The organism is Sphingobium sp. PNB, from assembly GCF_019873065.1.
Taxonomy (GTDB): Bacteria; Pseudomonadota; Alphaproteobacteria; order Sphingomonadales; family Sphingomonadaceae; genus Sphingobium; species Sphingobium fuliginis.
In genome coordinates, this window is the sequence record NZ_JAINEZ010000006.1 from 31,803 (window position 1) to 57,896 (window position 26,094).

Annotated in this window: 19 protein-coding genes; 8 read left to right on the top strand and 11 right to left on the bottom strand. The window is 65.5% G+C overall.

Annotation, left to right across the window (positions count from 1 at the left end):
* Nucleotides 1-28 precede the first annotated feature (28 nt).
* The 3 genes from K7W03_RS03715 to K7W03_RS03725 all read right to left on the bottom strand — a co-directional run bounded on the left by K7W03_RS03715 (nt 29) and on the right by K7W03_RS03725 (nt 5,001).
* Nucleotides 29-1,543 (bottom strand): acetyl-CoA hydrolase/transferase family protein, encoded by a 1,515-nt coding sequence (locus tag K7W03_RS03715; protein ID WP_319024290.1) that lies wholly within the window; start codon nt 1,541-1,543, stop codon nt 29-31.
* A 192-nt stretch (nt 1,544-1,735) separates the two neighbouring features.
* Nucleotides 1,736-4,279, bottom strand: coding sequence for a magnesium-translocating P-type ATPase (gene mgtA / locus K7W03_RS03720; RefSeq protein ID WP_222885605.1), 2,544 nt, complete (start codon nt 4,277-4,279; stop codon nt 1,736-1,738).
* Nucleotides 4,276-5,001, bottom strand: coding sequence for a Bax inhibitor-1/YccA family protein (locus tag K7W03_RS03725; RefSeq protein WP_043151081.1), 726 nt, complete (start codon nt 4,999-5,001; stop codon nt 4,276-4,278). The genes mgtA and K7W03_RS03725 overlap by 4 nt, the downstream gene beginning before the upstream one ends.
* Nucleotides 5,002-5,141: 140 nt before the next feature.
* Between K7W03_RS03725 and K7W03_RS03730 the strand changes: the two genes are divergently transcribed.
* From K7W03_RS03730 to K7W03_RS03740, 3 genes are all read left to right on the top strand, one after another.
* A complete protein-coding gene (locus tag K7W03_RS03730; protein ID WP_222885606.1) occupies nt 5,142-6,953 on the top strand; it encodes a PHA/PHB synthase family protein in 1,812 nt (603 codons plus the stop codon).
* Entirely contained in the window at nt 6,937-7,992 is a 1,056-nt protein-coding gene (locus K7W03_RS03735) for a lysylphosphatidylglycerol synthase transmembrane domain-containing protein (RefSeq protein ID WP_222885607.1), read from the top strand. Before K7W03_RS03730 ends, K7W03_RS03735 begins: the two co-directional genes overlap by 17 nt.
* Nucleotides 7,993-8,067: 75 nt before the next feature.
* On the top strand, nt 8,068-8,679 hold the full coding sequence (locus K7W03_RS03740) for a murein L,D-transpeptidase catalytic domain family protein (RefSeq protein WP_043151079.1): 612 nt from the start codon (nt 8,068-8,070) through the stop codon (nt 8,677-8,679).
* Nucleotides 8,680-8,812: 133 nt separating this feature from the next.
* On the opposite strand, the gene K7W03_RS03745 is transcribed toward K7W03_RS03740, so the two are convergent.
* The 7 genes from K7W03_RS03745 to K7W03_RS03775 form a co-directional block, all read right to left on the bottom strand.
* The gene (locus K7W03_RS03745; RefSeq protein WP_222885608.1) at nt 8,813-10,057 is read right to left on the bottom strand and encodes a TolC family protein; all 1,245 of its coding nucleotides are present in this window, start codon (nt 10,055-10,057) and stop codon (nt 8,813-8,815) included.
* On the bottom strand, nt 10,054-10,353 hold the full coding sequence (locus K7W03_RS03750; RefSeq protein WP_222885609.1) for a DUF3240 family protein: 300 nt from the start codon (nt 10,351-10,353) through the stop codon (nt 10,054-10,056). The genes K7W03_RS03745 and K7W03_RS03750 overlap by 4 nt, the downstream gene beginning before the upstream one ends.
* The gene (locus K7W03_RS03755) at nt 10,346-13,417 is read right to left on the bottom strand and encodes an efflux RND transporter permease subunit (RefSeq protein ID WP_222885610.1); all 3,072 of its coding nucleotides are present in this window, start codon (nt 13,415-13,417) and stop codon (nt 10,346-10,348) included. Before K7W03_RS03755 ends, K7W03_RS03750 begins: the two co-directional genes overlap by 8 nt.
* A gap of 7 nt (nt 13,418-13,424) precedes the next feature.
* A complete protein-coding gene (locus K7W03_RS03760; RefSeq protein WP_222885611.1) occupies nt 13,425-14,549 on the bottom strand; it encodes an efflux RND transporter periplasmic adaptor subunit in 1,125 nt (374 codons plus the stop codon).
* A gap of 50 nt (nt 14,550-14,599) precedes the next feature.
* Complete coding sequence (locus K7W03_RS03765; RefSeq protein ID WP_222885612.1) at nt 14,600-15,616, bottom strand: sensor histidine kinase; 1,017 nt, start codon at nt 15,614-15,616, stop codon at nt 14,600-14,602.
* Entirely contained in the window at nt 15,613-16,290 is a 678-nt protein-coding gene (locus K7W03_RS03770) for a response regulator transcription factor (RefSeq protein WP_169572539.1), read from the bottom strand. Before K7W03_RS03770 ends, K7W03_RS03765 begins: the two co-directional genes overlap by 4 nt.
* A gap of 119 nt (nt 16,291-16,409) precedes the next feature.
* Entirely contained in the window at nt 16,410-17,141 is a 732-nt protein-coding gene (locus tag K7W03_RS03775; RefSeq protein ID WP_169572541.1) for a cytochrome b/b6 domain-containing protein, read from the bottom strand.
* 456 nt (nt 17,142-17,597) lie between these two features.
* On the opposite strand from K7W03_RS03775, the gene K7W03_RS03780 reads away from it, so the two are divergent.
* Nucleotides 17,598-18,359 (top strand): NRDE family protein, encoded by a 762-nt coding sequence (locus K7W03_RS03780; protein ID WP_222885613.1) that lies wholly within the window; start codon nt 17,598-17,600, stop codon nt 18,357-18,359.
* Between the two features lie 167 nt (nt 18,360-18,526).
* Here the strand turns inward: K7W03_RS03780 and K7W03_RS03785 are convergent, their stop codons facing one another.
* On the bottom strand, nt 18,527-18,709 hold the full coding sequence (locus K7W03_RS03785; protein ID WP_043151069.1) for a hypothetical protein: 183 nt from the start codon (nt 18,707-18,709) through the stop codon (nt 18,527-18,529).
* 361 nt (nt 18,710-19,070) lie between these two features.
* Here K7W03_RS03785 and K7W03_RS03790 point away from each other — a divergent pair, with 361 nt between their 5' ends.
* The 4 genes from K7W03_RS03790 to K7W03_RS03805 all read left to right on the top strand — a co-directional run bounded on the left by K7W03_RS03790 (nt 19,071) and on the right by K7W03_RS03805 (nt 26,054).
* On the top strand, nt 19,071-19,442 hold the full coding sequence (locus K7W03_RS03790) for a hypothetical protein (protein WP_169572545.1): 372 nt from the start codon (nt 19,071-19,073) through the stop codon (nt 19,440-19,442).
* 180 nt (nt 19,443-19,622) lie between these two features.
* Nucleotides 19,623-21,251, top strand: a complete 1,629-nt coding sequence (locus K7W03_RS03795) for an NAD(P)-binding protein (RefSeq protein ID WP_222885614.1) — start codon at nt 19,623-19,625, stop codon at nt 21,249-21,251.
* Nucleotides 21,252-21,262: 11 nt separating this feature from the next.
* Nucleotides 21,263-24,898 (top strand): pyruvate:ferredoxin (flavodoxin) oxidoreductase, encoded by a 3,636-nt coding sequence (gene nifJ / locus K7W03_RS03800; protein ID WP_226869671.1) that lies wholly within the window; start codon nt 21,263-21,265, stop codon nt 24,896-24,898.
* Between the two features lie 82 nt (nt 24,899-24,980).
* Nucleotides 24,981-26,054, top strand: coding sequence for a dihydroorotate dehydrogenase-like protein (locus tag K7W03_RS03805; RefSeq protein ID WP_222885615.1), 1,074 nt, complete (start codon nt 24,981-24,983; stop codon nt 26,052-26,054).
* Nucleotides 26,055-26,094: the final 40 nt, after the last annotated feature.

Genomic DNA, 26,094 nt, shown 5'->3' on the forward strand with positions numbered 1-26,094 from the left:
GACGATGATACCGGGGCCTCGCGCTGGCTCAGGCCATCATCGTACCTGTCTCCACGAAGCGCTGGTGCCATGACAGGGCTTCGGCCAACAGGGACGGCGAGTGCTTGCCATAGGATGACCGCAAGGCCCGCTCGAAATAGTCGGACAGCGCAGGCTTGTAGCGAGGATGCGCGCATTTCTCGATGATCAGTCGTGCGCGCTGCTTGGGCGAGAGACCGCGCAAGTCGGCCAGACCCTGCTCGGTCACGAGTATCTGGACGTCCTGGTTGATGTGGTCGACATGGCTCACCTGCGGCACGATGGCGGAAATTGCCCCGTCCTTGGCGAGCGAAGGCGTCATGAAGATGGATACATAGGCGTTGCGCGCGAAATCGCCCGATCCGCCGATGCCGTTCTGGATGCGCGAGCCCATGATATGGGTGGAATTGACGTTGCCGTAGATGTCGGCTTCGATCAGCCCGTTCATCGCAATACAGCCCAGCCGGCGGATCAACTCGGGATGGTTGCTGATCTCCTGTGGGCGCAGCACCATCTTGTCCCGAAAACGCTCCATGTCGGCATTGAGACCCGCGGCGGCCTCGGGGCTGAGCGAGAAGGCCGTCGCGGATGCCATCCGCAGCTTGCCGGTGGCAAGAAGATCCAGCATCCCGTCCTGGATCACCTCGGTATAGGCGGTCATGTCCTCGAAAGGGCTGTCGACAAGGCCGGTCAGCACGGCGTTGGCGATGTTGCCTACCCCCGACTGGATCGGCAGCAGGGACGCGGGCAATCGGCCCTGTGCGACCTCATGGCGGAAGAAATCCAGCAGGTGACCGGCTATGGTCCTGGCGTCCTCGTCGGGCGCCTTGAACGGCAGATTGCGGTCGGGCGCGTCCGTTTCGACGATGGCGATGATCCTGGCGGGGTCGCACCGGAATCCGGTCTCGCCGATCCTGTCGTCCGGCCGCACGAGCGGGATCGGCACGCGGTGCGGGGGCAGGGCGGTGCCGTAATAGATGTCGTGCATGCCCTCCAGGGCGGGATTCTGCCAGCTGTTCACCTCGAGGATGACCTGGCTTGCCCTGTCCAGCCACGTCTTGTTGTTGCCGACCGACGACGACGGGATCAGCGAGCCGTCCGGCCGGATGCCGCTGATCTCCACCAGCGCCGTGTCCAGCGGACCCAGGAAGCCCTGCCATGCCATCGGCGCGACCTGGCTCAGATGCATGTCGAAATATTCCATCTCGCCGCGGTTGATCTTGTCGCGGGCAATGGGGTCGGAATTATAGGGCAGGCGGAATTCGATGCCATCGGCCTTGGCGAGCGCACCGTCGAGTTCCGGACCTGTCGACGCGCCGGTCCAGACGCGGAGCGAGAAGGGGTTGCCTGCGGCATGCTCGGCCTCGATCCGCTCGGCAAGGGCGAGCGGGACCGCCTTGGGATAGCCCGAACCAGTAAAGCCGCTCATGCCCACTGTGGTGCCGGGTGCGATCAACCGGGCGGCATCCTGCGCGCTCATCAGCTTCGACCGCAGCGCCTCGTAACCAATCCGTCGTTCCTTCACTGTCCCGAATCTCCGATTATGTCCAAGGTGCCTGCAAGCATTCATGATACCGGGCCCGTGCGCCAGCGCCGTGCGTCCGCATGGGCGCTTACGGCCCCGGCCTATCGCTCCGCCGCGATGCCAATTGCCGGCATTTCAAACCATCCCGATAAGATCGAGGGACGCGGTCATGCAGCCACGGCGGCCTCGTCATCAACGCGCGGACCTCGCTGGCCGCAATGCGAACCGCTTGAGGAACTCCGCGCTTGCCAGATAGCCGGCCACCAACAGCGCGATGGCGCCGAATATGGTTGCACCCGGTATCGCGAAGCCGAGCAGACCGGCCGAAGGCAGCAGCGGCAGCAGCAGCGGCAGCAGCAGCGCTGCCGCCAGGCCGGCCAGCGCGGTGACCGTCAGCACGATGTGAGGCCGGCTCGACCAGGCCGGGCGGGATGTACGGATCACGAACACGACGAGAATCTGCGTCATCATCGATTCCATGAACCAGGCCGTGCGAAACTCCGGGATGCCGACGTGGAAGACGCCGAGCAGAAGCGCGAAAGTCGCGAAGTCGAACAGCGAGGAAAGCGGTCCCATGATCGCGGTGAAGCGTACGAGCCCCCTTATGTCCCATCCCTGCGGACGCGCCAGATCGCCGCTGTCCGCGGTGTCGAACGGGATGCCGATCTCGGAAAGGTCGTAGAGAAGGTTGTTGAGCAGCACCTGTACTGGGGTGAGCGGCAGGAACGGCAGGAACAGCGACGCGATCGCCATGGTCAGCATGTTGCCGAAGTTGGAACTCGTTCCCATCCGGACATATTTCATGATGTTGGCATAGGTCCGTCGCCCCTCCGCGACACCATCGGCGAGCACGCCGAGATCGGGCGCGAGCAGGATCATGTCGGCCGCCTCGCGGGCCACATCGGTGGCGCCGTCGACAGACAGGCCGACATCGGCGGCGCGGATCGCCGGCGCGTCGTTGATGCCGTCGCCGATGAAGCCCACCGTGTGACCGCGTGCACGGAGAGCGCGGACGATCCGCGTCTTCTGGTCGGGCGTGACCCGAGCGAAAAGGTCGACCTGTTCCACCCGGGCAGCTAGTGCTGGATCATTCAGCTTCGCGATCTCTTCGCCGGTCAAAATACCTTCGACCGGCAGGGCGAGCGCCGCCACGAGATGCTGGATCACGGGCGCCGCATCGCCCGAAATCACCTTGATGCGAATGCCCGCCGCTTCGAGCCGGGCGACTGCGGACGTGGCGCTCGGTTTGGGCGGGTCGACGAACACGCAATAGCCCGCGAACACCAGCTCGTCCTCTCCCCGGGCGTCGATTCGCTCTTGCCCGGCCGCCGGTTTCCATGCGATCGCGAGCAATCTCAGCCCCTGCGCCGCGCGATCGTCGCGCAGCGCGCACAGACGGGCGCGCAGCGCATCGTCGAGCGGCACGAACTCTCCCGATCGGTCCTGCGCTCTTGTGCACAAGGCGAGCAGCGTCTCGGGCGCGCCCTTGACGATCTCGATTCGCTCGCTTCCCTGCTCGGCAAGCACCGCGACGCGCCGCCGCTCGAAATCGAACGGCCGTTCATCCAGCTTGCGCCAGCCCTCGAGCGAGCGGCCGGTCATGTGGAGCAGCAACGCCTGGTCGAGCGGACTTTTCAGGCCGGTCTCGAAGCGGGCGTTGACCGCCGCCAACTCCGCCACCCGCTCGTCATCCTCGCCGTCGATGCCTGGGTGGCCGACGAGCGTGATCCGCGCCTCGGTGAGCGTGCCGGTCTTGTCGGTGCACAATATATCCATCTGGCCGAGGTCGTGGATCGCGGATAGCCGCTTCACCACGACTTTGGCTTTCGCCATCCGCTGAGCGCCGCGCCCGAGCGCGACGGTCATGATCATCGGCAAAAGCTCGGGTGTCAGGCCCACCGCGAGCGCCATCGCGAACAGGAAGGATTGCAGCGGCGGCCGCCCGAGCGCGAGATGGGCGAGCAGCACGAACAGCACGAGGAAGATCGTGAGCCTGACGATCAGCACCCCGAGCTTGTGGATGCCATGCTCGAAAGCAGTCGTCGGCTGTTTGCCGGCGAGCGACCGCGCTATCGCGCCGAAACGGGTGCGCTGCCCTGTCTGGACGACCAGCATCGTCGCCGTGCCACCGATCAGCGAGGTCCCATGGAACAGGGCATTGCGCGCGTCAGCCGGCGTTTCGGCACCCATGGCGGCTTCGATCCGCTTTTCGACCGGATAGGGCTCGCCGGTCAGAAGCGCCTCGTTCACCTGCGCGCCGTTCGCCGCCAGGATGACGCCATCGGCGGGGACGAGATCGCCCGCCGCAAGCATGACGATATCGCCGGCCACCAGCTCGCGCACGGGCAACTCGATCGGCTTGCCGTCGCGCAGCACGGTCGCATGAAGGGCGATCACCCGCTTGAGCGCTTCCGCCGTCGCTTCGGCCCTGTGCTCCTGCACGAGATCGAGGGTGGTAGACAGCACGACGACGATGAAAATGATGGCAAAGCTCGCCATGTCGCCGGTGGCCCCGGCTATGCCGGCAGCCACGAGCAGGATAGCGATCAGCGGATTGCCGAGGCGGCGCAGGAGGTCGAGCAGGAGATGCCGCTGCTTCGCCGCGGAGATCTCGTTCGGTCCGTCACGGTCGAGGCGCGCGGCAGCCTCATTCGACGACAGCCCGTCGCGGGTCGCCGCGAGCGTGCGGAGAGAATCGTCGGGCGTGGCTTGCCAGAACGCCTGCGGCTCGGTCACCACCGCTCCCGTCCGCTGAACCGCAGCAACGACAGGAACAGGTTCAGGAAATCGAGGTAGAGCGTCAGCGCACCCAGCACCGCAGCGCCATTGCGCCCATCCGCGGCGCCTTCCTCATATTGACGCTTCAGCCGCTGTGCATCGAATGCGGTGAGCCCTGCGAACAGCAGGATGCCGACGCCCGAGGTGAGCAGATCGACAGTGCCTGAGCGCACGAACAGATTAAGCAGCATCGTCACGATGAGCCCGACGAGCGCGATCGTGAAGAAGGCGCCCAGGCCCGACAGATCCTTGTGCGTGACAGTGCCCACCAGAGCGAGCACGGCAAATCCGGCAGCAGCGGAAACGAAGGTGTAGCCGACGCTGTCGCTGCTGTAGGTGAGCAGCAAGCTGCCAAGCGACAATCCGACGAGCGCGGTGTAGAGGATGAAGATCGCGCTGGCCGTCGAGGCAGACAGCCGATCGACCCGTGCGCCGAGCAGGATCACCAGTCCCAGGGGCGCCAGCGTCACGATCCATCCAATGATGGTGAGCCCGTCGGCAGTGAACAGGGCGTCCGCGAGCGATCGGCTGTAGGCGGCCAGAAGGGCGAACGCTGCCGATAGGATCACGCCGCCGGCCATGTGGAGATAGACCGCGCTCATATAGGCGCCAAGCCCACGATACCCGCCGTTCGCATTGCCGGATGCCGGCCACTCAAATTCGTTGCTTCGATGGAGCATGCGCCGGTCCTCGCCTTGGGTAAAAGCTACACTTCTACCCTGTGTCGGCACGTCGCTGCGACCAATCCGCAAAGCTACGTAAGCTGACGGGCGGCCCGGGTCCGTAGGCTTACCTAATTCGTGGCGCTGCCGAAGTCCCTATGAGCCAAGTGACAGGCAACGAGGAGCAGGCAGTGGTTTCGCTATCGACGCCCGACGGAACGGCAACAAAATGTGCTGGTGGTCCATATGACGGATGGGCCGAACTGTTCCTTCGCCCCACGAGAGCGGCCGTTGCAACCCTTACAGGCGGGCTGGCGCCGTCGTCGCTCGGTGAGGCCTTCGCAGACTGGGCGACGCATCTCGCCTTATTTCCAGGCAGCCAAATGCATATTGTTGCCGAGACCGTCCGCGAATTTATGTCGCTCGCCGGTGGTGAGTGGCGGACTGCTGCGTCCGCAGGCGCACCCAAGCCCCAAGCCGGCCCTCCAACGCGGGATCACCGCTTCGACGATCCTTCCTGGGAGGCATGGCCTTTCGATCTGATACGTCAGTCCTTTTTGCACAGCGAGAGGTGGTGGGATGAGGCGGCGTGCGATATTCTTGGGGTTACAGCGCAGCATCGGGCAATCATGCGCTTTTCGATCCACCGGATGCTCGACATGCTGGCGCCCTCGAACTTTGTCGCCACCAATCCGGTTCTCCAGCACCGCATTATCGAGACCGGGGGCGAATGCCTGATCGATGGTGCGGCAACTCTGATCCAGGACTGGCTCCGCTCGCTTGCGGGGGAGCGGCCGGCCGGCGCCGAATTCTATCGTCCTGGCGCCGACGTGGCGATCACGCTGGGCAAGGTGGTTTATCGAAACGATCTGATCGAGCTCATCCAATATGTGCCGACGACGCAGGCCGTCCGTCCGGAACCGTTGCTGATCGTTCCGGCGTGGATCCTCAAATATTATGTTCTCGACCTGTCGCCCGAGAATTCGCTGGTGCGCTGGCTCGTGGGGCAGGGGCATACGGTGTTCATGATTTCGTGGCGCAATGTCGGCGAAGGCGGTCGCGCGCTCGACCTGGAGGATTATCGTCGGCTGGGTATCATGGCGCCGCTTGACGCGATCACCGCGATCACCGGCGGGAACAGAGTTCACGCTACGGGTTACTGTCTCGGGGGAACCTTGCTCGCGATCGCGGCGGCGGCAATGGCGCGCGATGGCGATGATCGTCTTGCGTCGATGACGCTGTTCGCGGCGCAAACCGATTTCAGCGAACCGGGCGAGGTCGGCCTGTTTATCGATGCGGCGCAGCTGGATTTTCTCGAGACGATGGCGCGCGCACGGGGTTATCTCGACAGCGCGCAGATGAGCGGCGCTTTCCAGGCGCTGCGCTCGAACGATCTTGTCTGGCCATATTTTGTCCGCGACTATCTCATGGGCGCACGCGGCCCCATGAGCGACCTGCAAGCTTGGCACAGCGACGCCACCCGCCTGCCTTTTGCAGCGCATAGCCAGTATCTTCGCTCCCTGGCTCTTGGTAACGATTTGGCCGAGGGACGGTACCAGGTCGACGGTCGACCGATCGCCCTCGAAAATATTCATGTGCCGGTTTTCGCGGTCGGCGCCGAAAGCGACTATGTCGCGCCCTGGCGATCGGTCTACAAGATCCATCGGCTGATGGGCACGGAGGTGACATTCCTGCTCACCACCGGCGGCCATGACGACGGAATTGTATCCGAGCCAGGCCATCCGGATCGATTCTATCGGTTGCTCGCACGACCGGCAGACGCGGACTGCGTCGAACCTGAAACCTGGCTGGCCCGGACATCGTCAGACGCAGGTTCGTGGTGGCCGGCATGGGCCGTCTGGCTCGATCTGCATTCAAGCCCTCCAAGCGTACCGCCGCCGCTCGGCGGTTCCGGCGTGAACGCCGGGGCGCTCGGGAACGCGCCGGGCAGCTATGTCCTCGAAAGCTGACGAGGCGACCGCAACAAAGCCGTCGGGCGCATGGCGGTCCTGGTTTCTCGGCATCATCCTTGTGGCGGCGCTGGTCGGGGCGGTGCTGCATTTCGGCGAGATAGAGAACTTCGGCCGTCTGGTCGCTCGCGCCAATCTCTTCTGGTTGGCTCTTGCCGTCCTGTTCCAGCTTTCGACCTATGCCAGCGTGGCGGCGGGCTGGGCGGCGGTGCTGCGCAGCGCCGGCACATCACGCCCGCTTTCCTCGTTGATGCGCATCGCGCTCACCAAATTATTCGCGGACCAGGCGGTGCCAAGCGCGGGAATGGGGGGCAATGTTCTTCTCGTCGACCAACTCGTGCGGTTGCGCGTGCCGCGCGGGACGGCGGTGGCGGCGCTGCTCGTCTCGATGATCGGCTATTATGCCGCCTTCGCTTTCTTCGCGGTCTCCATGCTGGTCCTGCTATGGCTCCATGACAAGGCGACGCCGCTGATGGCCGGTGTGGTCACCACGTTTCTGCTGGTGGCGCTCGCCATTCCGTCGCTCGCGCTCTGGCTCAGACATCGCGGCAGCCAACCCTTGTCGCCCCGGCTCGAACGGGTGGGCGTGGTCCGTAACCTGCTCGGGATCGTCGGTCAGGCCCCAGCCCATCTGATCGGCGATCGCCCGCTTTTGGTTCGAGTCACAGGCTTCAATGCATTGGTCTTCCTTGCCGACGCCGCGACGCTCTGGGCCTGCCTTGACGCACTGGGAGGGCCCGCCGGTTTCGGAACTGCGCTCATTGCGCTGATCATGGCTTCGATCGTCGTGACACTGGGCCCGATCCCGCTGGGTCTCGGCAGCTTCGAGGCAACGTCGACCGCAACGCTCGGTCTCCTGGGTGTGCCGATCGAGAATGCCTTTGCCGCCACCATGCTGCTGAGGATCCTGACATTGTGGCTGCCGCTTCTGCCCGGTCTTATGATGATGCGCTCGGTACTCAGGCGGCGTCCGCATCGGTCTCGGCGATCGTCTCGAACCAGCCCGCCCGGCAATCTTCCCGATTCTCGTAAGGTTTAGTACTTATCTGTGAAGTGGCTCATATCATGCTTATCATGGTCTTGATCAGCAAACAGATAGTGGTTCAAGACAAGCGTGACATTCATTTCCAGGCGCCATCTGCTTCTGGGTGGCGGTGCCGCTGCTTTGGGCATGTTACAACAGACGAACGGGCTTGCCGCCCTGCCAGGACCAGTTCCTCCGCGCCCGGCCTTGCTTCAACGCGCATTGAGTGCGCTGGACCGCCACCGCGCGACGATAAAGCATCGCGACGTGATCGGTATCGTGGATTTCAGCCAGGCGTCGCGCATTCCCCGGTTCCACCTCGTCGATGTGATGAGCGGGCGAAGCCAAAGTCTGCTGGTCGCGCACGGGCGCGGATCCGATCCGGATCATAGCGGTTGGGTCGAGCGCTTCTCGAATTCACCGGGCTCGGCGGCGTCTTCAGCGGGCGCTTATCTGGTCGGCAACGGCTATTCAGGCAAGCATGGTCGCTCGCAGCGCCTGATCGGCCTTGACCCTGAGAACAGCAACGCCGAGGCGCGCGCCATTGTCATCCATGCGGCATCCTACGTATCGGATGATATAGTTCGTGCCACCGGCAAGCTCGGGCGAAGCCAGGGGTGCTTTGCTGTTGCACAGGCCGATATAGCCCAAATTCTCGGCCGGCTCGGCCCGGGCCGAATGATCTACGCGGCCAAGCTTTAGTCAAGCGACCAAGGCGTTCGCGGTACGCCGCCGTCGGTGAGGTCCGGACTCGGCTTCCCTGCACATTTCATCTCTTGTGCCGCCAAGAAGCTGAACCAGAGGGCCTGGCTTCGCGCCCGTGCACAAGCCGTTCTCAATCATGGTCGCCATCGGGAACCCAGATGCTATGGGAATCGATCTGCAATTTCAGCAGCGCCCGCGAGGCTTCCGATCGCGCATCGATCTCGGATTGGCGAGCGTCGTTCGCCTGGCGGCGGGCATAGAGCAGGTCGACCAGATCGATCTGGCCCAGTTGATAGCCGCGCTCCGTCCGCCCGGCGGCGTCGGAAGCGCTCTGCGCCGATGCCTGCGCGCTTCGCCACGCTTCCAGCCGGGTGCGCGCATTCGACAGGTCGGCGTCGGCGATAGCCGCGACCGATCGCTGGATATTGGCGAGTTCGAGACGGGCGGCGTTTGCCTCCGCCGATGCCTGGGAGGCGGCTGCCCGGCGGTAGCCGCCTCCCAGCGGGATGGACGCCACCACGCCCGCGCCCCGCTCCATGCCGCTACGCTCACTGAACAGGCGGACACCGAAAGAGGGATCGGCGATCCGATCCGCTCGAACCCGTCGGGCAACGACGGCCAACCGCTGCGCCTCGCGGTCGGCGGCGCGGATCTCGTGACTGCGCGCGATCACCAGCGTCCGCATGGTTTCGAGTTTCTGTGGCGGCAGTTCGGGCAAGGCGAGTTCGGCTGGCTCGGGAGGAAGCGGTATCTCTGGAAAAGTCGCGACCAGGATCACGCGCGCCTGCTCGCGTGCGGAGAGAGATGCAGCGGCTTGGGCCTGCGCCTGCGCCAGTGCGGCGGAAGCCTGGTCGAGATCGAGCGCCGAGGCATCTCGTAGCTGGACGCGGCGACGCAAGGCGGTCAGGGCCGCTTCCAGCGAGCGCACCGTGTCGAGGTCGTTGCGATAATGGCTGCCAGCGGTCAGCCAGTCATGCCAGAGCCCGGTCAGGACCAACGCCGCCTGATGGCGCGCATCCTCCATCTGGTTCTCCGCAACCTTGACGCCCAGCGCGCCTGACTCGCGGTCGAGCGCCGCCTTGCCGGGGAGACGGAAGGGACGGGAGAGGGTTGCATCAAACTCGTCATAGCCGCCTTCGCGGTCAACGCTGCGGCGAATATAGCTGCCCGCGATAACCGCTTCATGGGTGCCCTTATACAGCATGTCCCCGCGCGCACGGGCGACTTCAACCCTGGCGGCGGCGGCCATGACGGTCGGATGGTTGTCGAGCGCTTCGTTGACCTTCTCGACCGGCGGGAGGTCCGCGCGCTGGGCATGGAGCATGCCAGGCGCCAGCAGCGAGAGCATGGCGAGGACGAGAATGAACGGCCTCATGCGAGCCTGCCCCGCGCCACGACCGGAACGGCGCGCCAGCGAACCGGCAGGTCGCGCCTGGATTCGGCCACGGCCCGAACCAGTTCGGTCATCGCATCGTCCGCTACGATCAGCTCGATCGCACTTCGATCAAGATTGCCCGTCACGCGCTCGGCGGTGCGTGCGTCGCTGAAATCCCGGCCGCGCACCGCGATATCGTGGATGTGGATCGGCGCCTGTGATGCCGCGCGGATCGCCGCCACGACGGTTTCGACATCGCGGGTCGCGCAGTGAAAGGTCAGGACCAGGTCAGGCATTTTCGGTTTCCCTGGCACTTTCACCAAAGCGCTCGAACAGGATGGGCAGGAGGACCAGCGTCAGCAGCGTCGAGGTGATGAGCCCGCCGATGACGACGATGGCGAGCGGGCGCTGGATTTCCGAGCCTGGGCCGCTGGCGAACAGCAGCGGGACGAGGCCGAAGGCGGTGATGCTCGCCGTCATCAGCACCGGGCGCAACCTGCGCTCCGCGCCCAGACGGACGGATTCTGTCATGCTGCGCCCTTCGGTGCGAAGCTGCCGGAAATAGGCGACCAGCACGAGACCGTTCAGCACCGCTATCCCCAGCAGCGCGATGAACCCGACCGAGGCCGGCACCGAAAGATATTCCCCCGACGCCCAAAGCGAGACGATGCCGCCCACCATCGCGAACGGGATGTTAAGCAGGATGACGATCGCGGCACGCAGCGACCGGAGCGTCGCTAGCAGCACGAAGAAGATCAGCAGCAGCGCCACCGGGATGACGAGCATCAGCCGGGCCGAGGCGCGCTGCTGGTTCTCGAACTGGCCGCCCCAGACGATGCGGTATCCAGCCGGCAGCTTGACTTTTGCCGCTACCGCCGCCCTGGCTTCGTCGACATAACCCACCAGGTCGCGGCCCGAGACGAACGCCTGCACCAGCGCGAAGCGCGAGCCGTTCTCATGGTCGAGCTTCACCGGCCCCTGGGTCCGCTCGACCCGCGCCATGTCGCTGACGCGAGCGAGAATGCCCCCGGGCGTGCGCAGTTGCAGGTCGGCGAAGCGCGTTGGGTCCGAGCGCAGGCTTTCGTCGCCGCGGATCATGATCGGAACGCGCTTCTGACCTTCCGCGACAATGCCCGCGTGAATGCCCTCGACCTGGGCGCGCAGTGCATCCTGCATCCGGTCCACCGGCATGCCGAAACGCCCGGCCGCCGCGCGATCGATGTCGAGCTGGAGATAATCGACACTGTCGTTGGCGACGGTCAGCACTTCCGACGCCCCGCTTATGCTGGAAAGGGTGCGCTGGACCTGACCGGCGAGGTCAGCGAGCGTCGCGAGGTCTGGCCCAAAAATCTTGACCGCGAGATCGCCGCGCGCGCCGGTCAGCATCTCGGACACTCGCATCTCGATCGGCTGGGTGAAGCTGGGCTGGATGCCGGGCATGCCTTCCATAGCCTTGCGCATCTCGCCGACGACGAAGTCCTTGTCGCCGCGCCATTCCGACTGCGGTTTCAAGCGCACGAAGCTGTCGGTCTCATTCGGCCCCATCGGATCGAGGCCGATCTCGTCGGCGCCGACGCGGGCGATCACGTCGCCGACCTCGGGCACCGTCAGCAACGCGCGCTGCGCCGCCATGTCGCCCTTGACCGATTGGTCGAGGCTGATCGACGGGAGCTTGGTGAGCTGCACGATCACCGAGCCCTCGTCCATGGTCGGCATGAAGGTCTTGCCGACCGCACCATAAGCGATACCGGCGATCACCAGCCCCGCCGTCGCCAGACCATAGACCAGTCGCTTGCGGGCGAATGCCGCGTCCAGCAGCGCGCGGTAGCGCGGCGAGATCCGGCGCATGATCCAGGGATCGCCGTGGTGGCCGCTCTTCAGGCCGAAGGAGGACAGCACCGGAACCAGCGTCAGAGCCAGCAACAGCGAGCCAGCCAGCGCGAAGACGATGGTCAGCGCGACGGGCGCGAACAGCTTGCCCTCCAATCCCTGGAGCGCAAGCAAGGGCAGGAAGACGAGCGCGATGATGACGATGCCCGCCGACACAGGAACGACCACCTCGTTGGTCGCCTGGAAGACATGATTGAGGCGCGGATGGTCGTCATCATGAGCCCGCCCGAGCCGCTCGACGATATTCTCGACCACCACCACCGCGCCGTCGACCAGCATGCCGATGGCGATGGCGAGGCCGCCCAGGCTCATCAGGTTCGCCGACAACCCCATGCCGCGCATGAACAGGAAGGTGATGAGGGCCGCCATCGGCAGGGTCGCGGCGACGATCGCCGCCGCCCGCCAGTCGCCCAGGAACAGGATGAGCAGCACGACAACGAGGATCGTCGCTTCGAGCAGAGCTTCCTCGACCGTGCCGATGGCGCGTTCGATCAGATCGGAACGGTCGTAGAAGACGTTGACATGCGTGTCGGCGGGCAGCGTCTTTTCGACCTCAACGAGCCTGGCGCGCACGCCATCGACCACTTGCCGCGCATCGGCGCCGCGCAAGGCGATCACCAGCCCCTCGACCGCCTCGGCCTTGCCGTTCTTGCTGACGGCGCCGTAACGGGTGAGGCTGCCGATCCCGATCGTCGCGACATCGCCCAACTGGACGATGCGGCCATCGCGACTGGCGATCACCAGCGACTGGAGATCCTCCACCGTGCGGATCGCGCCGACCGCGCGGACGATCAGCGATTCTTCTCCGCTTGTCAGGCGGCCGGCACCGTCGTTGCGGTTGCCGCTTTCGATCGCAGCGCTGATGTCTGCGGTCGACAGTCCCGTGCCGGCAAGCGCCACCAGATCGGGCCTGACCTCGAACGTCCGCACGAAACCGCCCAAGGCGTTCACGTCAGCCACGCCGGGCACGGTCCTGAGCGCGGGCCGGATCGTCCAGTCGAGCAGTTCGCGCTTCTGCTGGAGCGAGAGCGGCCCTTCGATCGTGAACATGTAAACGTCGGACAGCGGCGTCGAGATCGGGGCGAGGCCGCCGCTGACCGACGCGGGCAGATCGGCCATCACGCCCGACAGGCGCTCGGCAACCTGCTGGCGGGCCCAATAGATGTCGGTGCCGTCGGTGAAGTCGATGGTGATGTCGGCAATGGCATATTTGGCGGTGGAGCGCAGGATCGCCTGGTTGGGAATGCCCAGCATCTCCATCTCGATCGGCGTGATGACGCGGCTCTCCACCTCCTCGGGCGTCATCCCTGGCGCCTTCAGGATCATCTTGACCTGCGTCTGAGCGATATTGGGATAGGCATCGACCGGCAGGTTCACGAAGGCCCATGCACCGAGGCCCGCAACCGTCAGCGCGAGAGCCAGCACGAGCACGCGATAGGATAGAGCCGCGGCGACCAGTGAGCGCAGCATTGGCCGGTTACCGCGACAAGGCGAGCGCTTTGAGCGCGCTCGTGCCGGCGATGACGACCTGCTCGCCGGGCTTCACGCCAGACAGCAGGATGGCCTGGCTTCCATTCGCCCCGCCGCTCTTCACGTCGCGCACCGCAAAGCCGCCCTTGGTGGCGACGAAGACGACAGTCCGGCTGTTCATCGTTGCGACGGCGGCAGCAGGCACGCCGACCGCGCCCGCGGGAGCCGGGCCGGAAATCAGCAGATTGGTCGCCCGCCCCGCCACGATGCCTGGACCGGCGGCGATCTCGGCCTTCACGCTGGCCGAGCGTGTTGCAGGATCGATGGTCGACCCCACCGCCGTGACGCGGCCCTGTATGTTCGGATCGATCCGCACCAACATGCCCGGACGGACCAGCCCAACCAGCCGCTCGGGCAGCTGGCCAAGCACTTCGTAGCGGTTCGCTGCATCGATCACATAAGGCGCGCTCGTGCCCTCCACCGAATTTCCGGTCTGGATCCTGGCCGTGGTGATGCGGCCGGCGATCGGTGCCGTCAGCGTGTAGCTGCCGCTTGCACCATGGCCGTTGACCATGTGCAGGATACGCGCCTTCTCCGAAACATCGGCGCTCGTTTCCACGGCGATCGCACTGGCCTCGTCGGCACGGGCGCCGGCAATGATGCCCTCACGACTGAGTTGCGAGAGACGAGCGGCATTCGATCGAGCGACCCCCAGCCGTACGTTCGCGCGCGTCAGGTCCGCGCCCATCATCAGCACCTCGCGGCTCGAAATCACCGCAAGTGGCTGTCCACGCCGCACCGTGTCGCCTTCGACGACCAGGGTGCGCATCACCACGCCCGGAAAGGTTGCGGCCACAGCCACGCGCGCATTGGCGGGCGGCTGGATCAGGGCGGGCACGATCGCGAGCGGCGCTTCGCTCGCCGCAACGGCGGGTGCAAGGCGGATACCGAGTTGCGCCGCCTGCCTGGCCTCGACGCGTAGATGGCCCGGCGCCGCGCTCGCAGAGTCCACAGGGGGGCTGGACTGAGCGGCGGGCGGCGCCGTGCCGGCACGGGTGGTCAACCACCACAGGCCGGCAAGCGTCAGCGCGATCACGGCGACGCCGGCAAGGATGAAGCTGCGGTTCAACATGGCTTTCGCCTAGCGGACGAAGCTGACGACTCCCTGACGGGAGCGGAACGTCAGGCGCCGGGAAAGCGGAGCGACAACTCGCGCCTGTCCGAATCGGTCGCGAGCATCCCGCCGTGCGCCGCCATGATCCGGTCGACGATCGCGAGGCCCAGCCCCGCGCCGTCCTTGCTCGCATGGTCGGCGCGGCTGTGGCGCCGCACAAGATCGCGCAGGCGATCGGGCGAAAGGCCCGGCCCATCGTCTCGAACACCGATCGCCGCTCCGGGACCGACGCTGACATGGACAGCCCCGCCGGCGGGCGTCACGCGCACAGCATTCTCGATGAGATTGCGCAGGGCCGCCGCGATCGCCTCGCGCCGTCCACGGACGATCGGCGATTGCTCTCGGGTTTCGAGGGCGATGGTCTTGCCCGTCGCGATGATCCCCGGGGCCATGAAACTGACGACGTCGGTCGCCACATCCGTCAGCGAAACGGCTTCCGGCACCAGTTGGGCCGCCGTGGCGGCGTCGATCTGGGCGAGCAGCATGAGTTGGTCGATCAGCCGGCGCATGGCCGCGACATCTCCCTTGAGACGGCCTGCCTCGGCGTGATCGAGCCGGTCGAGTTCAAGCGACAGCACGGCGAGCGGCGTGCGCAGTTCGTGCGCGACGTCGGCGGCGAAGGCCTCCTGACGCATTGCCGCATCGTCGAGCCGGGTGAGCAGATCGTTGACCGCATCGGTGAACGGCAACGCCTCGGAGGGCATTCGCGAGGTATCGATCCGGAAGCCGCGCTCATGCCCGCGTGCCGCCTCGATCTCCGCCGCCGCCTCTTCCAGCGGGGTGAAGGCCTGTCTGATGACCCGGAGACCGACGAACGCGACCGGCGCCATCAGGATAACCACCGGCAGGGCGACATGATCCAGCATCTCGTTGAGTGCGCGGGACGTCGCTTCGCCTGCGGCAAGGTCTGCGAACGACAGCCGATAGAAGAAGGCGACGGCCGCAAGCAGCAGGACCGTGCCGACCAGCCCGACCAAGCCCAGGCCACGCACCAGCCGTCGGGAAACGGACCGCCGATAGGTCATGCACCATTGTCCCGCAACATATAGCCCACGCCCCGGATGGTATGGAGGTTTCCACCCGCGCCGGCATCTTCGAGCTTGCGCCGCAGCCGCGATATCGCCGCTTCCACCGCATTGGGCGTGACGGGCTCGTTGAAATTGTAGAGCGCGTCTTCGATGGCTTCCCGGCGAACGACCGCGCCCGCGCGCCGCATCAGCAGTTCCAGCAGGTCGGCCTCGCGGCGGGACAGGTCAATCTCCCTGCCGTCATGGCGCGCTGTCCGCCCAGCGGTGTCGAACAGTAGCGGCCCGACTTGCAGCACGGTCTGGGTGCGCGGGCCGGGGCGGCGAAGCAATGCGCGAAGGCGTGCGGCCAGTTCGTCGATCTCCACGGGCTTGACGACATAATCGTCGGCGCCGGCGTCAAGTCCCGTTACCCGGTCCTCCAGCGCGCCGCGCGCGGTCTGGACGATCGCGGGCGGGACCTGCCGGTATCGCCGCCGCGCGGCCAGCCAGTCGATCCCGTCGCCGTCAGGCAGGCCTAGGTCGAGGACGATGGCGTCATAGACCGCGCTGTCCATCGCGCTGTCCGCACCCGCCAGGCAACCGGCAACGTCGCACGAAAAGCCCCGGCGTTGGAGTCCGTCCGCGACCAGCTTCGCCAGCCGGTCATTGTCTTCGACTACAAGGACACGCATAAAAATGGACCTCTCCAATATAGCCCGTTCCAGGGCTTCTGCCCCTGTTCTTTGCGTATATTGGCACGAGCGACATGGAGGTTGCGGCAGCCCAGGTCAAACCGCGCCGGGAGCTACGCTCAATCCCCGTCAGGATTTTCGCCGCGCCCGGCGGCTGTGTACTCGCCGCCCTGGCCTTCTCCCGCCTCGCCATGCGCCTGCGGGCTGAAGGCGGCGGGATCGAACCGCGTGATGCCGAACACCGCCGCGATGACGACCACGCCGCCCAGCACGACCGCCATGAAACCCGGAACCCGCGCATCCCGCGCGCCCGGGTAGAGTGCGGTGCGCTTGCGACCCGTGACCATCGCTCTGGCGAGGTTGTCGCGAGTGACTAGCGACATCACGAGAACGGCGGCGACATGGATGCCGACCAGCGCCAGCATGCCGTAGGCGAGCGCTTCGTGGATGTCTTCGTCCGCTTTGCCCGCATCGACCTGGATGCCGGTCCACAGGACTGCGCCGACCGCCGCGAACAGGGCAAGCACAGCAAGCGCGCCAAGCGGATTATGCCCGACCGTGCGCTCCGGATGGCCGGTCACGAGGCCACGGATATGCGCCACGATACCCGAAGGCCGGATGAAATTCACGAACCGCGCATGCTCGCCTCCGACAAATCCCCAGATCAGGCGAAACGCAAGGAGCACGGCCGCGACCCAGCCGGCCGCCATGTGCCAGGCGGCGATCGGACTGTCACCTTCCGAGGATAGGAAGGCCGCTGTTATCGCAGCGACGAGCAGCCAGTGAAACAGCCTGAGCGGCGCGTCCCAGACCTTGAATGTATTGCCACCAGCGGGGTTTGCCACGAGCATCGACATCTCCTTTGCCCAATCGATAGGGCTGCTTACTGACGACAGCCTGACGGCCGCGACAATGATTCCTTAGTGGGCGTCCGCTGCACGTGCGCGAAGACACTCGCGGCGGCTGAAGCTATCAGCGATGATGCTGAGCGGCCGTTCTGACGGTCCCTGAGCACGATACGCTTCGTTTGGGCAAGCAATGACGCGTTGCCCGGCGAGCAGATCTATTCGCCGCACATCGGCGCGCGCATTGTGGGCGGCACACGCGTGACAGCCCTGCGAAACGGCTATGGCGACAAACGGGAGGAAACAGATGATGATAGGTGTTGCCGGGCCTGATCAGGTTGTCGGCCGAAACGGCGAGCGGCAACTTAAAGTCCCGAGACCGCCCGCTCTTGCGTGTCGGAAACGGAACGCCATCTCGTTGGACAGCGTTTCGATTGATCCGGCAGCCGTCGGCGAGCGGATATGTGCGTCTTAGCATTGGCGTGGTGCGCGCACCCGAATTGGCGCCTCGTCGTTGCCGGCAACCGTGACGAGTTTCACGCGCGCCCTGCAGAACCGTTACGACGATGGGACGAGCCCGATCATGTGCTTGCGGGCAGGGATCTGCTATCGGGCGGCACATGGCTCGGCGCCTCGGAGCAGGGACGGTTTGCCGTGGTCACGAACCTGCGAGGCTTCGGGCCGTCGGAGCCAGGCCGACCGTCCCGCGGCCTTCTATTGAAGGATCTGTTGGCGGGGGAGGGGCGATATGCCGAACCAGCCGACGCGGACCTCGTGGATTTCAATCCGTTCAACCTCATCGTGGTCCAGCCCGGCCAGGCCGAATTCTGGTCCAACAGGCCCGGTCCCACGCGGCACATCCTGCCGCCGCAGGTCTATGGTCTGTCCAACGGCGGGCTGGACGAGCCCTGGCCCAAGACTGTTCGCCTCAAGGCCGTTCTTCGCGACTGGATCGGCGCCGGCGCGCAGCACCCCGAGAGTCTTCTGGACGGACTAACGGAAGAGACCCTTACGGAACCGTCCGATTGGCCGGTCGGCCCATCTGACGTGGTGCAGGAGCCACCTCTTTCGCCGATTTTTATCCGCGATCCGGTTTACGGGACGCGGTGCAGCACCGTCGTCGCGATTGATGGTGTCGGGCGCGGCATCATCTTCGAGCGTCGTTTCGGCGCGAGTGGAGACAGGGAGGGTGAAACGGCCATCCCATTCTCGTGGCCGCGTTGAGGCTCCGACGTGCGCCGCGGCTGGATGGAGGATCGCGATAGCCCGGAGGCTCGCGCAGGACATTCGCGGACATGCGTCAACCATCGCCGGGCCTTGCTGGATCAGCGACCGCGTCGCCTGTCAACCCACACGCCGCACCTCGCGGGAGGTGAAGTTTTCCATTAGATTCAGATTACGGGGACCGCCGATATCACTCGAATGTCCCCCGGCTCGCTCCGCCGGGCCGCGACAGCCTTCGCCTTTTCGACTGCCAGCAGTCCGCGAAGAGTCGTCGCCTTGCAGGCGTCGGTTTCGCTCGCGAGCAGATTCTCGAACCGCTCGATATTGGTCTGGGTAACAAATTCCTTCATGGCCGCTGTTCCTTCGGAACGCTGCCCGGACCTGTCCGAGTCGTCTGACAGATCATAGCATGGCCCGACCCAATGGGCGCTCACATATGCCGAGAGTTCGCATTTCGGACTCCATTTCCGCGTACTTTCACATCCACATCGGTGCAAAATCTCAACGGGCGTTGCTTTGTGCGGAGATTCACTCTCTCGCGTTCGGCGTTCACGCAGGCAGCCGATAGTGTTACCGCCGCGCGTCCCGCAGCCCGTGCCGCTGTCGGCAAACTTCCCAAACCGGCCTACGTAGCATTCCCAATGCATGTCGGTTCTGCGTTTCGCCACAACGCATGCTTCCCCTTGAATTCGCACCGCAGGAGAAGACTCGATGACCTATCCCCTCGATCAACTGACCGCGACTTCCGAGGCTAATGTCCGCCTCGCGACAAGCATGGTCGAGACAGCCCGCCAGGCCGGAGAAGATTGGATGGATCTTGCGGGGAAGGCGTTCACGCATGTCGGCAAACCGGCTGAGACCAATGGCAAGGCCGGATTTTTGCCTTTTTCGCTGATCGCTCCGGGCAATCTCGGCGAAGGCGTTCTTGCCTCCGTGAACAAGAGCCGGGAGCGAACGACCCGGACGCTCGCCAGCGCGTGGGAAGCCTGGCAGCGCTCCATGGCTGATGCCTGGAATCCCGCGAAGCTGCTCGCCGGCGCGGCCAGGAACGCGGCGTCGGCCAACACGCAGCCTGCCGCCTGACGGCGTGGCTCCCGCCGGTCGTCAGGCAGCAGATTCACGCTCACATGATGCGATGCGCACCATGTGTCTGCCCAGCTGTCCAGCGGCCGGTATCGTGTCATCGTCCAATGAGCGTCTTCTCGGACAAAGGGGCCACCGCGCGAAGCCGATGGCTCGGCCGATATGCCCGGCAGGACCGCGATGATGAGCGATTTCACACCCCTCATCGATCTGGTTGCCCAGCCGGGCACTGGACCGGTGCGCACGCGCCATCCGCTCTATCTTGATCTTCTACCGCCTTGCAATCATGCGTGCCCGGCAGGCGAGGACATCCAGGCCTGGCTCGCCCATGCCCGGGCGGGTCGCTACCGTGAGGCCTGGCTGACGCTGGTGCAGGATAATCCCTTGCCGGCCATTCACGGGCGGGTCTGCTATCACCCGTGCGAAGCGAGCTGTAATCGCAAGGACATCGACAGCGCTGTCTCGATCCACGCGGTGGAGCGCTTCCTCGGCGACGAGGCGGCCCGCGAAGGCTGGCGTCTGCCTGTCGAGGCAACCCCCTCCGGCAAGCGCGTGCTGATCGTTGGGGCGGGACCGAGCGGTCTTTCCGCCGCCTATCATCTGGCGCGGCTGGGTCACACGGTGGAAATCCGGGATGCTGGCCCGTTGCCGGGCGGGATGATGTATTTCGGCATCCCGGCCTACCGGCTACCGCGCGAGGAGCTGATGCGCGAGGTGCAGCGGATCGAGGCGATGGGCGTCAGCATCGTCCTCGATCACAAGGTCGAGGATCTGCTCGCGGAGAAGGATGCTGGCGGCTTCGACGCCGCGTTCGTCGCGATTGGAGCGCATGCCTCCAGGCATGTCGACATTCCCGCGCGCGACGCCGCGCATGTCCTCGACGCGGTCAGCCTGCTCCGCGGGGTCGGGGCCGGCGAGCACCCAAAACTGGGGCGGCGGGTGGCCATCTATGGCGGCGGCAACACGGCGATGGATGCCGCCCGTACCGCCAGGCGCCTGGGCGCCGACGAAGCGCTGATCATCTATCATCGCGACCGGGCGCATATGGCGGCCCACGCCTTCGAGGCCGAGGAGGCACTGCAGGAGGGCGTGAAGATCCGGTGGCTGACCAGCATCAGGGACATCGCCGGCCCGAGCCTGACGGTCGAGGTCATGGAGCTGGGGGCCGACGGCACGCCACGCGGTACCGGCGAAATCGAAACGCTGACGGCGGACACGCTCGTGCTGGCGCTGGGGCAGCAGGCCGAAAGCGGTTTCCTCGCGAAGATCCCGGGTATCGAGGTCGCGGCGGACGGCACCGTCGTCGTCGCCCCGAACATGATGACCGGCCATCCCGGCATTTTCGCGGGCGGCGATATGGTGCCGAGCGAGCGCACCGTCACAGCTGCCGTCGGGCACGGCAAGAAAGCGGCGCGCGCCATCGACGGCTGGCTGCGCGGCGAGGACGTGCAGCCCGCACAGCCGCGCCCCGTTGTTGGGTTCGAGATGCTGCATCTGCCGATCTACAGCGATGCCGAGCAGCGCACGCAGGCCGCGCTGCCGGCCGCGACGCGATCCGCCGGATTCGAGGAGGTGGTAGCCGGGCTGGGCGAAGCGGACGCCCGTTACGAGGCGCAGCGTTGCCTGTCCTGCGGCAATTGTTTCGAGTGCGACCAATGCTATGCGGCCTGCCCCGAGCAGGCGATCGAGAAACTCGGCCCCGGGCTGCGCTACCAGTTTCTCTACGATCGCTGCACCGGATGCGGCGTCTGTTACGAGGCCTGCCCCTGCCATGCGATCGAGATGATCCCCGAACCGGCAGCGAGCTGAAGAAAGGCGTGATGCAGCCCGATATGCCCCGCACCGAGATCATGGACGGCAACACCGCAGTTGCCCATGTCGCCTATCGGATCAACGAGGTGTGCGCGATCTATCCGATCACGCCATCCTCGACGATGGCCGAACTGGCCGACGAATGGTCGGCGCGGGGACTGACCAACATCTGGGGCAATGTGCCGGTCGTGCAGGAAATGCAGAGCGAAGGCGGCGCTGCCGGTGCCGTCCATGGTGCGCTGCAGTCCGGTGCGCTCACGACGACTTTCACGGCATCGCAGGGGTTGCTGCTGATGCTGCCCAACATGTTCAAGATCGCCGGCGAGCTGACCTCGACCGTGTTCCATGTCGCCGCCCGGGCGATCGCGACTCAGGCGCTTTCGATCTTCGGCGATCATTCTGATGTCATGGCAGTGCGGACGACCGGCTTTGCCCTGCTGTCGTCCGCCTCGGTGCAGGAGGCCCATGACGCAGCGCTGATCGCGCAGGCGGCGACGCTCAAGGCCCGCATTCCGTTCCTGCATTTCTTCGACGGCTTTCGAACCTCGCACGAGCTCAACAAGATCACTCTGCTCTCCGATGTTCAGATCCGGGCTATGATCGACCAAGATCTCGTTCGCGCGCACCGGGCGCGGGCACTGACACCCGAGCATCCCGACGTGCGCGGCACGGCGCATAATCCGGATACCTTCTTCCAGGCGCGCGAGACGGTGAACCCCTATTACGCCCGCCTGCCCGCGATCGTGCAGGCGACGATGGACCGCTTCGCCGCGCTGACCGGCCGGGCCTACCATCTGTTCGAATATACCGGGCCGAGCGACGCCGAGCGCGTGATCGTGCTGATGGGTTCGGGCGTGGCGACCGCATGCGAGACGGCGGCGTTCCTCGGAGCGCAGGGCGAGTCCGTCGGCGTGTTGCAGGTGCGGCTCTACCGCCCCTTCGCGACCGAGCAGTTCCTGCAGGCCCTGCCCGAGACCTGCCGTGCGATCGCGGTGATCGAGCAGACCAAGGAACCGGGCGCATCGGGCGAGCCGCTCTACCAGGATGTCGTCGCGACGCTGGCCCAGGCGGCGGCAAGCGGTACGCGCGCGGCCATGCCGCGGGTGATCGGCGGACGCTATGGTCTGGGTTCGAAGAACTTCAATCCGGCGCAAGCGAAAGCCGTGTTCGACGAGTTGAGCAGTTCCAGCCCGAAGCACGGTTTCACCGTTGGCATCGAGGATGACGTCTCGCAGACCAGTCTGCCCGTCGATCCGGATTTCTCGCTCGAACGCGAGGATGTCGTGCGGGCCCTGTTCTTCGGGCTCGGCGCCGACGGCACGGTCGGCGCCAACAAGGACAGCGTCAAGATCCTCGCCGAGGATGCCAACAGCTATGCTCAGGGCTATTTCGTCTATGACTCGCACAAATCGGGCGCGCAGACGATCTCGCACCTGCGGTTCGGAAAGCATCCCATCGGATCGAGCTATCTGATCGAATCGGCCAACTTCATAGCCTGCCACCAGTATGGCCTTCTCGACCGCCTCGACGTGCTGCGGCTTGCGGCCGAGGGCGGGACATTCCTGCTCAACACGCCTCATGAGTCGGAGGCCGCCTGGCATCATCTGCCACGTTCGCTCCAGCACCAGATTGTGGAAAAGAAGCTGCGTTTCTTCGTGATCGACGCATCCAGGGTCGCGCGCGAGGCGGGCCTGGGCGAGCGGATCAACACCGTGCTGCAGACCTGCTTCTTCGCCATTTCGGGCGTGCTGCCGCGCGACCAGGCGATCGGGCGGATCAAGCACGCGATCGAGGCGAGCTACGGGATCAAGGGCGCGGGCGTGGTGCGCGCGAATTTCGCGGCAGTCGACCATGCGCTGGCCAATCTGTTCGAGGTGGCGGTGCCGTCCACCGTGACGAGCCTGTTCGAACGACCGCCAACGGTGCCGTCGCGCGCGCCGGCGTTCGTCCAGGAAGTGACTGCCAGCATGATGCGTGGTCGCGGCGACGATCTCCGCGTCAGCCAACTGCCGGTCGATGGAACCTATCCTTCCGGAACCGCGGCGTACGAGAAGCGGAACATCTCGGAGAGCGTCGCGCTCTGGGATCCGGACGTCTGCATCCAGTGCGGCCAATGTGGTTTTGCTTGCCCGCATAGCGTCATCCGTTCGAAATATTTCACGCAGGATGCCTGCGACGGCGCGCCGGAAGGGTTCAAGCACGCGCCGGTCAACTCCCGCGGGAACCCTGAGGTTCGCTTCGCGCTGGAGGTCTATCTGGAGGACTGCACCGGTTGCGGCATTTGCGTCGAGGTCTGTCCCGCGCACAGTTCGCGCGAACCGGGCAGGAAGGCGATCAACCTTGCGGACAAGGCGCCGATCCTTGAGACGGGGAAGGCCAGCATCGCCTTCTTCGAAACGCTGCCGGTCAACGATCGCGCGCGCGTCGATTTCGCCAATGTGCGCGGCGTGCAGTTCCTCGAGCCGCTGTTCGAATTCCCGGGCGCCTGCGCCGGCTGCGGCGAGACGCCCTATCTCAAGCTCCTGTCGCAGCTGTTTGGCGATCGGTTGCAGATCGCCAACGCGACCGGCTGCTCGTCGATCTACGGCGGCAATCTTCCCGTCACGCCCTGGACGAAGGATGCCTCCGGCCGCGGCCCCGCCTGGTCGAACTCCCTCTTCGAGGACAATGCCGAGTTCGGATTGGGCTTTCGCCTTGCGGCGGACAAGCATCTCGATCTGGCACGGACGCTGTTAAGCGATCTGGCGACGATGCTGGGCGGGGATGTCACTCGCGCAATCCTCGACGCGCCACAGGATCGCGAGTCTGACCTGCGCGCCCAGCGCGCCCGTGTCGATGCCCTGAAGCAAAAGCTCGCCGCGCTGGATGACGAGCGGGCCCGTGATCTTCTTTCGGTCGTCGACCATCTCGTTAGGCGCAGCATCTGGATAGTCGGCGGTGACGGCTGGGCTTACGACATCGGCTATGGCGGCCTTGACCACGTCCTGGCGAGCGGCCGGGACGTGAACATCCTCGTGCTCGACACCGAAGTCTACTCCAACACCGGCGGCCAGGCCTCCAAGGCAACCCCGCTCGGCGCCGTCGCCAAATTCGCGTCGGCGGGCAAGCGCGCGGCGCGCAAGGATCTGGCGCTGCAGGCGATCGCCTATGGCGACGTCTATGTCGCCCAGGTCGCGATGGGGGCCAACCCCCAGCACACATTGCTCGCGATGCGGGAAGCCGAGGCCTATCCGGGCCCGTCGCTGATCATCGCCTACAGCCATTGCATCGCGCACGGCTTCGACCTGCGCCATGGCATGAAGCAGCAGGATCTGGCGACCGCCAGCGGATACTGGCCGCTGTTCCGTTTCAACCCGGCGATGCGCGCGATCGGTGAAAGGCCGTTCCTGCTCGATTCACCGCGGCCGACGATAGCGTTCAAGGACTATGCCTATAACGAGTTGCGCTATCGCGCGCTCGCCCAGAGCGATCCGGCCGTAGCCGCGGCGCTGCTCGCCCAGGCACAGCAGGTCGCTGACGAAAAATATCGCCAATACGAGGCGCTCGCGAACCGCGGTGGCGATGCCTTCCATCCCAACACGCGCGAGGCCGGGCGACCGGCTGTCGCGCCAGCCGCGGGTGACCGTTCGGGCGAGGCGGGATGACGCGGCCCGTCGCCTGCAACCGTTCGTTCCCGCGCACGCGTCTCGCGCGCGCCAAGGGGCAACATCGCTCTGGCGTGGCAGCATGGGGCCGGTCGTGGAACGGTTCGTGCCGGGCAGGCTCGCATCTCGCGCCTTTGACCGGGAGCGGCGCATGGACCTGACCACCCACTATATGGGATTGCGCCTGAACAACCCGCTGATCGCCTCGGCAGCGCCGCAGAACGGGGAAATCAAGACGCTGCGGGCGCTGGAGGACCATGGCGCGGGTGCCGTGGTGCTTCCCTCGATCTTCGAGGAGGAGATCGACGCCGAGCGCCACGCGCTCGAGCGGCAGGGCCAACTTGCAGCGACCGGTTCGGCCGAGGCCCAGAGCTATTTCCCGCTCTATGGCGGGTACGGCTTTGGACCAGAGCGCTATCTCGATATCGTCCGACGCGCGAAGCAGGCCGTCGCAATACCGGTGATCGCCAGCCTGAACTGCGTGTCCGGCGAAGTTTGGGCCGAATACGCCCGCGATCTTGAACAGGCCGGAGCCGATGCGATCGAACTCAATATCTACTTTATCGCGGCCGACCCGACAGCGGACGGCCGCGCGGTCGAGCAGCGCTATATCGACACCCTGAAAGCCGTGAAGGCTGTCGTCGCCATTCCCGTCGCGGTCAAGCTCAGCCCCTATTTCAGCGGCATGGCGGCGATGGCGCACGCCCTCGCCGGCGAGGGCGCGGACGCTCTGGTGCTGTTCAACCGCTTCTACCAGCCCGACATCGATCTTGTTACGCTTGAACTGAAACTGGACCTCGAGCTCAGCACGCCGGCGGAGATGCGGTTGCCGCTGCTGTGGATCGCGGTGCTGCACGGGCGGGTAGGGGCCTCGCTTGGCGCAAGCACCGGCGTCGAGGCGCCGGGCGATGTGCTGAAATATCTGCTGGCGGGCGCCGATACCGTGATGACGACCTCGGCGCTGCTGCGGCATGGCATCCCGCACATGAAGACATTGATCGAGGGACTGACCACGCTGCTTGCCGCGCGAGGTGTCGCCTCGCTGGCCGATGTGCGCGGCAGAATGAGCCAGCGGCACCTCAAGGATCCAGCGGCGTTCGAGCGCGCCAACTATATCCACATCCTTCATGGTCACCCGGTCCGCCGCGATGGTTGAAACCCGCACCGGAATGAGCGCGGGACGCCTCGTGGCCCAG

Bases quoted from the DNA above. Each gene is read 5' to 3' on its own strand.
- K7W03_RS03730 (WP_222885606.1), top strand. From the start codon at position 5,142: ATGAGCCAAGTGACAGGCAACGAGGAGCAGGCAGTGGTTTCGCTATCG.
- K7W03_RS03780 (WP_222885613.1), top strand. From the start codon at position 17,598: ATGTGCGTCTTAGCATTGGCGTGGTGCGCGCACCCGAATTGGCGCCTC.
- K7W03_RS03785 (WP_043151069.1), bottom strand. From the start codon at position 18,709: ATGAAGGAATTTGTTACCCAGACCAATATCGAGCGGTTCGAGAATCTG.
- K7W03_RS03775 (WP_169572541.1), bottom strand. From the start codon at position 17,141: ATGCTCGTGGCAAACCCCGCTGGTGGCAATACATTCAAGGTCTGGGAC.
- nifJ (WP_226869671.1), top strand. From the start codon at position 21,263: ATGCAGCCCGATATGCCCCGCACCGAGATCATGGACGGCAACACCGCA.
- K7W03_RS03765 (WP_222885612.1), bottom strand. From the start codon at position 15,616: ATGACCTATCGGCGGTCCGTTTCCCGACGGCTGGTGCGTGGCCTGGGC.
- K7W03_RS03790 (WP_169572545.1), top strand. From the start codon at position 19,071: ATGACCTATCCCCTCGATCAACTGACCGCGACTTCCGAGGCTAATGTC.
- K7W03_RS03760 (WP_222885611.1), bottom strand. From the start codon at position 14,549: ATGTTGAACCGCAGCTTCATCCTTGCCGGCGTCGCCGTGATCGCGCTG.
- K7W03_RS03795 (WP_222885614.1), top strand. From the start codon at position 19,623: ATGATGAGCGATTTCACACCCCTCATCGATCTGGTTGCCCAGCCGGGC.
- K7W03_RS03745 (WP_222885608.1), bottom strand. From the start codon at position 10,057: ATGAGGCCGTTCATTCTCGTCCTCGCCATGCTCTCGCTGCTGGCGCCT.
- K7W03_RS03805 (WP_222885615.1), top strand. From the start codon at position 24,981: ATGGGGCCGGTCGTGGAACGGTTCGTGCCGGGCAGGCTCGCATCTCGC.
- K7W03_RS03755 (WP_222885610.1), bottom strand. From the start codon at position 13,417: ATGCTGCGCTCACTGGTCGCCGCGGCTCTATCCTATCGCGTGCTCGTG.
- K7W03_RS03750 (WP_222885609.1), bottom strand. From the start codon at position 10,353: ATGCCTGACCTGGTCCTGACCTTTCACTGCGCGACCCGCGATGTCGAA.
- K7W03_RS03725 (WP_043151081.1), bottom strand. From the start codon at position 5,001: ATGCTCCATCGAAGCAACGAATTTGAGTGGCCGGCATCCGGCAATGCG.
- K7W03_RS03770 (WP_169572539.1), bottom strand. From the start codon at position 16,290: ATGCGTGTCCTTGTAGTCGAAGACAATGACCGGCTGGCGAAGCTGGTC.
- K7W03_RS03735 (WP_222885607.1), top strand. From the start codon at position 6,937: ATGTCCTCGAAAGCTGACGAGGCGACCGCAACAAAGCCGTCGGGCGCA.